The organism is Stenotrophomonas capsici (assembly GCF_034961085.1).
GTDB lineage: Bacteria > Pseudomonadota > Gammaproteobacteria > Xanthomonadales > Xanthomonadaceae > Stenotrophomonas > Stenotrophomonas capsici.
The window spans coordinates 1-7,187 of record NZ_JAYFUH010000039.1 but is presented as its reverse complement, the minus strand read 5'-3'; the positions used below and the strand labels follow the sequence as shown (position 1 = coordinate 7,187).

The following is a 7,187-nucleotide window of genomic DNA, read 5'->3' as shown; positions in this document are numbered from 1 at the left end:
GCTGATGGCGCTCACGTCGGCCTGGAACTGGCGGCCGTCCAGCAGACGCATCGAGGCCGGGTTGGTCGCCACGACGGAGGCATCGCCCCAGGCGCTGGTCGAACCTGCGAAAGCGCGGCCCAGGCCCTTGGCGCTGTTTTCCTTCAGCTGGAAGGCGGCAGCATGGGCGTGGCCGAAAGCCAGGGCGCCGGCGATGCCGACAGCCAGTGCGGTGACGCGGGCAAACGTGGAAGCGGTCATGTTCGAATGTCTCTCCGTAAACGGTGGTGGTCGTTTTTGCGCCTGCACTTCCAGTCCGCGAGGACGGCCTGGGAGCGCGCCGGAGTCCCCTCCCGACATACGACGCCGTATGCAGTATCACTCAGGGGCATTAACTAAACAATAACGTCGGCCGGAAAAATTATGCCTCCCCCGGATGACGGTGCCGGGTTAGGCTTGCAGCCCGATGTTCGTCTCGATCCCCTCCCGCAAGAAGCCGGGCCTCCGCTGGGCCGTGCCGTTGCTGTTCACGGTCATCTGGCTGGCCTTCCTGTGGTCGATCTCACGGCCGGATGAGGCTCGCCGCTCGCTCTGGATGGACTGGGGCGCCTTGTCCACCGGCCTGGGCAACCCGCAGGACTGGTGGGCGGCGCTGAGCGACGGCAGCGTCCTGCGGCTGTTCACCGCGCTGTTCCTGCACGCCGACTGGCTGCACCTGCTCGGCAACCTGGTGTTCCTGCTGATCTTCGGGCTGCCGGCCGAGCGTGTGCTCGGTCCCTGGCGCCTGCTGCTGTTGTTCCTGGCCGGCGGTGCGGTGGCCAACCTGGCGGCCCTGTATGCGATGGGTACACCGGACCGCATCATCATCGGGGCCAGCGGTGCGGTGTCGGCGTTGATGGGGGCCTACCTGACCCTGTTCCCCGGTGCCCGGCTGGGCGTGGTGCTGCCCCTGGGCCTGTTCCTGGAGTTCGTCCGTGCCCCCGCCTTCCTGTTGATCGGGGTCTGGGCAGCACTGCAGGTGGTGTTTGCCTACATCGGCCCCAGCTTCGGCATGGTGGCCTGGTCGGCACATGTGGCCGGCTTCCTGTTCGGGATCGTCTACGGCCTGTACATCCGTGCCGCCATTGCCCGCAAGCTGCGCAAGAATCACGGCTTCTGAGCCGGCTTCTATAATCAGGCGATGAGCAGCAAACCCCTGTACAAGGTCACCTTCCTCAACCACGGCAAGGTCTACGAGCTGTATGCACGGCGCGTCGGCGGCAGCCACCTGTGGGGCTTCAACGAGATCGCCGAGCTGGTGTTCGACATCCACGACGGGCTGGTGGTCGACCCCACCGAAGAGCGCCTGCGCGAGGAGTTCGGCAACACCCGGGTGCTGCACCTGCCGATGCAGAGCATCGTGCGCATCGAGGAAGTGGAGAAGAAGGGCCAGTCCTCCATCCGCGACGCAGCCACCGGCGAGAAGGTAGTCACGCCCTTCCCGCTGCCCGGCAAGCCACGCTGAATCACCTGGAAAAAGGCCCCGCGATGCGGGGCCTTGTCTGCATCACTTGTCGCCGTCCACCGGCTCGGGCGTGTCAGCCGGCTCCACGGGCGTGGCCGGTACTACCTTCGCCGGCGCTTGGACAGCCTCCGGCTTGGCCGGCGCCGAGGGCGTTGCCGGTGCTGGCGCCGGTGTGGCGGCGGGCTTTGCCTTTGCCGCGGCTGCCGCAGCGGCCTGCGCGGCGACCACCGAGCCGGGCTGCTTGAGTTCCTGCAACGCCTGCTGGATCGGCGCATCACCCGGCAACACCACGCCGGCCTTGCCACCGTCGGCCTCATCGTCACCGTGCAGGTGGCCGGGCAGGCTGGCTTCGCTGTAGTCGACCAGACTGGGCGGCAGGTCCTTGGTGGCCTCGTCCGCTTCGGCGGTCAGCTCCACCTCCGGCACGATGCCGGTGGCCTGGATCGACCGCCCGCTGGGCGTGTAGTAGCGCGCGGTGGTCAGCTTCACCGAGTCGCCGTTGTCCAGCGGCAACACGGTCTGCACCGAGCCCTTGCCGAAGGTACGGCTGCCGACGATGCGGGCGCGCTGGTTGTCGCGCAGCGCACCGGCCAGCACTTCCGAAGCACTGGCCGAACCGGCATCCACCAGCACCACCACCGGCGCCCCCTTGAGCAGGTCGCCCGGGGTGGCATCGAACCTGGCGTCGCTGATCGAGATGCGGCCACGCGTGCTGACGATGCCGCCCTTGTCGAGCAGGTCGTCGGCCACCTGCACCGCGGCGGTCAGCAAGCCGCCAGGGTTGCTGCGCAGGTCCAGCACCAGCCCCTTCAGCTTGCCGCCGGCCTGCGCCTGCAGCTGCGCCAGGTTCTTCTGGAAGTCGGCACCGGTATCGGCCTGGAAGGTACTGATGCGCACATAGCCATAACCCGGCTCCAGCATTCTGCTGCGCACGCTGGTGACGCGGATGGTCTCGCGCACCACGGTCACGTCGAACGGCTTCTGCTGGCCGCGCTCGATGGTCAGCACCACCTTGCTGCCGGCTTCACCGCGCAGCGGTTCCATCGCCTCGATCGCGCTGATCGGCTTGCCGTCGATCGCCACGATCAGGTCACCGGCGCGCAGGCCGGCGCGCGCGGCCGGCGTATCGTCGATCGGCGACACCACCTTGAGCGTGTTGTCGTCCTGCTGCAGCAACTCCACGCCGATGCCTTCGTAGGCACCATTGGTCTGCTCGTCGAATGCCTCGGCGTCGGCCTTGTCGAAGTAGGTGCTGTGCGGATCCAGTTCCAGCAGCAGGCCACGCACGGCCGACTGCATCAGCTTCTTGTCATCGACCGGATCGACATACGCCGCACGCACCGCGTTGTAGACGGCGACGAAACGGCGGATCTCATCCAGCGGTACGCGCGAGGTCACCGATTCCTTGGCGTCGGGATCGTCGGCCCGGGACGCCTTGTCCGGGGCGCTCTGCGCCAGCGATAGCGCGGGGGACAGGGCCAACAGCAGGGCAGCTGCAAGACGGGCTACACGCATGAACCACTCCATGAGAAAACGGATGCGTGCCAAGGCACGCCGGGTCCGATTATGCGCGAAGCCCGGCTAAATTCCCGTTGAACCCGGCCATGCCCGCCGCCCCGGCCGACATGTGCGGTTTAGCTGCATGCCTGGCCCGTCAACGCCGCGTGTACTACTGGCGCTGCAGCCAGGTCGAAGGATCGACCGGCTGGCCGTTGCGGCGCAGCTCGAAGTACAGCGCGGTCACGCCCTGCCCGCCCGAGTTGCCGACCTTGGCCACGGCCTCGCCGCGGCGCACCCGCGCCCCGGCATCACGCAGCAGGGCATCGTTGTGGGCGTACAGGCTCATGTAGCCGTTGCCATGGTCGACGATCAGGATCATGCCGTAGCCGGTCATCCAGTCGGAGAACACCACCGTGCCGTCGGCCACCGCGTTGACCGTGCTGCCGGCCGGCGCACCGATCAGGACGCCGCTGCTGTTGCGGCCATCGGGGAGACGGCCGCCATAACGGGCCAGCAGGTTGCCCGACAGCGGCCAGCCCAGCCCGCCCACCCGGGGGGCTGGCGCATTGGCCACCACCCGCGGCGGCGTCTTGCCCGGCGCGGCGCGCGGCGCATCCCGCGGTGCCGTTGCGCCGTTCGCGGCCTGCCGGGATTGCGCGGCGGCGGCACGGCGGGCAGCGGCGCGGCGTTCGGCCTCGGCACGGGCAGCGGCGGCACGCAGGTTGGCCAGCAGGCGTTCCAGCGATTGCGCGTCCTTGCCCAGGGCCTTCTCGCGGTCGCTGCGGTCCTGGTAGCGCTGGTCCAGCTCGGCCACCACCGTGGCACGCTGGCGGCGGTCCTGGGCCAGCGTGGCGGCATCGCGGCGCTGCTGCTCGCGCGCCTGCTCCAGCTCGCGGCTGCGTGCGGTGATCTGCTGCTCGGTACTCTCCAACGCCGTCAGGTCGGCCGTCAGCGCGGTGATGGCGGCGGCGCGCTCGCGTTGCAGGTAACGGTGATAGGCCAGCTGCCGGTTGCCATCGGCCACCGTGTCCTGTGACAACAGCAGCTTCAGTGGCGCGTGGTTGCCCAACTGGTAGGCGCCGCGGAGCAAGGCCGCCAGTTGCCGGCGTTGCTGGGCAAGGCCACCCTGCAGGGTGGCCTTGCGCTGCTGCAGCTCCGCCAGGGCCTGCTGCTCGCGGCGCACCGCGGCATCGGCCTCGGCCACCGCGCGGCCACTGCGCGCCACCTTCTGGTCGGCGGCGCGCAGCTGCTGCTGGGCCTGGTCACGCTGGCCCTCCAACTGGCGGCGTTCCTGCGACACACTGCGCAGTTCACCGCGCAACTGCTGCAGCTTCTTCTCCGCATCACGGGACGTGTTCTGCGCCAGCAGCGGCCCGGCCAGCAACGCCAGCACCAGCAACCCGGAGGCCCGCAGGCGCGACGGGGCAGGCAGCCGGTGCAGGACGGGACGATGGCGGGTCTGGCGCAAGGGCGTTCCAGTGACTTCAGGCAGATGCGGATTGTAACCAAGCATGGTGCGATCATCCCCTGTCCCCTGAACGCCCCGGCGGAGACCTTCCATGAAACGTTTGCTGCTCACCCTGGCCCTGGCCTCCCTCGCCCCGTTGGCCATGGCCGACGACGACATCAGCAAGGTCAACGGCGCCATCAGCACCAATGCCGGCACCACCTACCGCGACCTGGACACGGTGAACGGCAGCATCCACCTGGCCAGCGGCGTCAGCGCCCGCGGCGTGGAAACGGTCAACGGCAGCGTCCACATCGAGGACAACGTCAGCGCCCGCAGCGTCGAGACGGTCAACGGCGCCATCCGCAGCGGCCGCCAGCTGGTGTTGAGCGGCGGGCTGGAAACCGTCAACGGCAGCATCTTCGTCGACCGTGGCAGCCGCATCGGCGGCGACGTGGAAACCGTCAATGGAGGCATCGGACTGGTCGGCACGCAGGTGCAGGGCAACATCGAGACGGTCAACGGCGACATCACCGTCGGCGTCGATTCGGTGATCAAGGGCGGCATCAAGGTGACCCGTCCCTCGTTCAGCATTTCGCTGACGCCGCCGCGCAAGCCGCGCATCATCATCGGCCCCAACGCCGTGGTCGAAGGCAACCTGGTATTCGAGCGCGAAGTCACGCTGTACGTGCATGACAGTGCCCGCATCGGTCCGGTCAGCGGCGCCACGGTACAGCGGTTCTCCAGCGAGCGCGCACCGGCTGACTGAGCACCGTGGGCGCATCGCGCCTAGAATCGGGGTTCGATCGGAAACCGGAGTTCCCATGCCCCGCAAACTGTTGTTGTGTCTTGCCGCCAGTGCGGCGCTGGTCGCCTGCAAGGGCGAACAGGCCGCACCCGTCACCGCCGCGCCACCGGCACCCGCGCCCACCCAGGCGCCGACGCATGCCTTCGATGCGCAGATCAACGCCGGCGACTTCGGCGAACTGGTGAAGCAACTGGCCTCCGATGCGTTCGAGGGTCGGGCGCCGGGCACGCAGGGCGAGGAGCTGACGGTCAACTACATCCGTGACCAGATGCAGCGCATCGGCCTGCAACCGGGCAACGGCGACAGCTGGTTCCAGGACGTCCCGATGACCGAGACCACCGCCGATCCCGGCACCGTGCTGAAGATCCAGCAGGGCGCGGCCAGCCGTGACCTGGCGTTCGGCACCGACATGGTGATCGGCACGCGCACCGGGCAGCCCGAGATCAGGATCGACAACAGCGAGCTGGTGTTCGTCGGCTACGGTGTCGACGCCCCCGAACAGAACTGGAACGACTATGCCGGCCAGGACTGGAAGGGCAAGACCGTGGTCATGTTCGTCAATGATCCCGGCTTCCACAGCAACGATGCCAAGCTGTTCGACGGCAAGCGCATGACCTATTACGGGCGCTGGACGTACAAGTTCGAGGAGGCCGCGCGCAAGGGCGCCGCCGCCGCGCTGATCGTCCATGACACCGCCGGCGCTTCGTACGGGTGGGACGTGGTGAAGAACTCCTGGGGTGGCGCGCAGTACGACCTGCCGGCGGCCGAGGACAAGGAACCGCGCCTGCAGGCCCAGGGCTGGCTCAGCGCCGAGGCGGCGCGCACGCTGTTCACCCAGGCCGGACTCGACCTGGACAAGGCCTACCGCGATGCCAACAAGCGTGGCTTCAAGCCGGTACCGTTGCAGGCCAGCCTTTCGCTCGACCTGAAGAGCACCATCGCGCAGAAGAAGTCGCGCAATGTGGTCGGCGTCCTGCCGGGCAGCAAGCGTGCCGACGAAGCAGTGCTCTACATGGCGCACTGGGACCACCTCGGCAAGCACGAGGGCGAGGAAGGCGACAACATCTACAACGGTGCGGTCGACAATGCCACCGGCGTGGCCGGCATCCTCGAGATCGCCGACGCGATGGCCCACCAGGCCCTGACGCCGGAGCGCTCGGTGGTGTTTCTGGCGGTCACCCTGGAGGAATCAGGCCTGCTTGGCTCGCAGTACTACGTCAACCACCCGACCTTCCCGCTGGACAAGATCGCCGGTGTCATCAACATCGACGCCATGTCGGTCAACGGCCGCGCCCGCGACATGACCGTCACCGGCTTTGGCAGCTCGGAGCTGGAGGACATCCTCAAGCCGCTGGCTGCCGCGCAGAACCGTACCCTGCATGCCGAATCCTCGGTGCAGAGCGGTTTCTACTTCCGTTCGGACCATTTCAACTTCGCCAAGGCCGGCGTCCCGGCGCTGTATGCCGACGGCGGGGAAGACCTGATCGACGGTGGCATCGAAGCCGGCAAACGTGCCGCCGAGGCCTACGGCAAGGATCGCTATCACAGCCCGAAGGACGAGTACGACCCCGCCACCTGGAAGCTCGACGGTACCGTCGAGGACCTGCAGTTGCTGTATGGCGTCGGCAACCAGCTGGCCGGCGGCGACGCTTGGCCCAACTGGTACGAAGGCAACCCGTTCAAGGCCAATCGCGACGCGATGATGAAGAGCAAGGCCAGCAACGCCGAAGCGAAGTAAGCCAATCGCAGAACCGGAAACGGCGCCACAAGGCGCCGTTTTTTATGCCCATGCCGCGGGCAACGCCGCGGCCCCGTAGGCGCCCTTTCGATAGGAGTGCCCTCGGGCGCGGAGCCGGCGCCCGAGCAGCACTCCGCACCAATGTACCCACGCGTATCACCCGCTCCAGCCATCCCCGCTGCCGGGGAGCCAAATCCCAGCCTCGCGCCCG

Annotated in this window: 7 protein-coding genes; 4 read left to right on the top strand and 3 right to left on the bottom strand. The window is 68.0% G+C overall.

All coding sequences use genetic code 11. The features are described from left to right. Nucleotides 1–240, bottom strand: a 240-nt coding sequence (locus VA603_RS01100) for an outer membrane protein transport protein (protein WP_323437687.1), incomplete at its 3' end; no start/stop codon positions are given. 205 nt (nucleotides 241–445) lie between these two features. On the opposite strand from VA603_RS01100, the gene VA603_RS01095 reads away from it, so the two are divergent. Further along, nucleotides 446–1,138 carry a rhomboid family intramembrane serine protease gene (locus VA603_RS01095; RefSeq protein WP_192287900.1) on the top strand — a complete coding sequence of 231 codons (693 nt, stop codon included), beginning with the start codon at nucleotides 446–448 and terminating at the stop codon, nucleotides 1,136–1,138. A 21-nt stretch (nucleotides 1,139–1,159) separates the two neighbouring features. Further along, nucleotides 1,160–1,483, top strand: a complete 324-nt coding sequence (locus tag VA603_RS01090; RefSeq protein WP_132865960.1) for a DUF1820 family protein — start codon at nucleotides 1,160–1,162, stop codon at nucleotides 1,481–1,483. A gap of 42 nt (nucleotides 1,484–1,525) precedes the next feature. On the opposite strand, the gene VA603_RS01085 is transcribed toward VA603_RS01090, so the two are convergent. Continuing rightward, a complete protein-coding gene (locus VA603_RS01085) occupies nucleotides 1,526–2,998 on the bottom strand; it encodes a S41 family peptidase (RefSeq protein WP_323437686.1) in 1,473 nt (490 codons plus the stop codon). A gap of 154 nt (nucleotides 2,999–3,152) precedes the next feature. Next, the gene (locus tag VA603_RS01080; RefSeq protein WP_425603636.1) at nucleotides 3,153–4,496 is read right to left on the bottom strand and encodes a murein hydrolase activator EnvC family protein; all 1,344 of its coding nucleotides are present in this window, start codon (nucleotides 4,494–4,496) and stop codon (nucleotides 3,153–3,155) included. Between the two features lie 46 nt (nucleotides 4,497–4,542). On the opposite strand from VA603_RS01080, the gene VA603_RS01075 reads away from it, so the two are divergent. After that, nucleotides 4,543–5,199 (top strand): DUF4097 family beta strand repeat-containing protein, encoded by a 657-nt coding sequence (locus tag VA603_RS01075; protein WP_132865963.1) that lies wholly within the window; start codon nucleotides 4,543–4,545, stop codon nucleotides 5,197–5,199. Nucleotides 5,200–5,254: 55 nt separating this feature from the next. Further along, on the top strand, nucleotides 5,255–6,976 hold the full coding sequence (locus VA603_RS01070; protein WP_323437684.1) for a M28 family metallopeptidase: 1,722 nt from the start codon (nucleotides 5,255–5,257) through the stop codon (nucleotides 6,974–6,976). Nucleotides 6,977–7,187: the final 211 nt, after the last annotated feature.

What these genes read in the sequence shown, in the direction of transcription:
- VA603_RS01080 (WP_425603636.1), bottom strand. Translation starts at nt 4,496, where the DNA reads ATGCTTGGTTACAATCCGCATCTGCCTGAAGTCACTGGAACGCCCTTG.
- VA603_RS01095 (WP_192287900.1), top strand. Translation starts at nt 446, where the DNA reads ATGTTCGTCTCGATCCCCTCCCGCAAGAAGCCGGGCCTCCGCTGGGCC.
- VA603_RS01075 (WP_132865963.1), top strand. Translation starts at nt 4,543, where the DNA reads ATGAAACGTTTGCTGCTCACCCTGGCCCTGGCCTCCCTCGCCCCGTTG.
- VA603_RS01085 (WP_323437686.1), bottom strand. Translation starts at nt 2,998, where the DNA reads ATGCGTGTAGCCCGTCTTGCAGCTGCCCTGCTGTTGGCCCTGTCCCCC.
- VA603_RS01070 (WP_323437684.1), top strand. Translation starts at nt 5,255, where the DNA reads ATGCCCCGCAAACTGTTGTTGTGTCTTGCCGCCAGTGCGGCGCTGGTC.
- VA603_RS01090 (WP_132865960.1), top strand. Translation starts at nt 1,160, where the DNA reads ATGAGCAGCAAACCCCTGTACAAGGTCACCTTCCTCAACCACGGCAAG.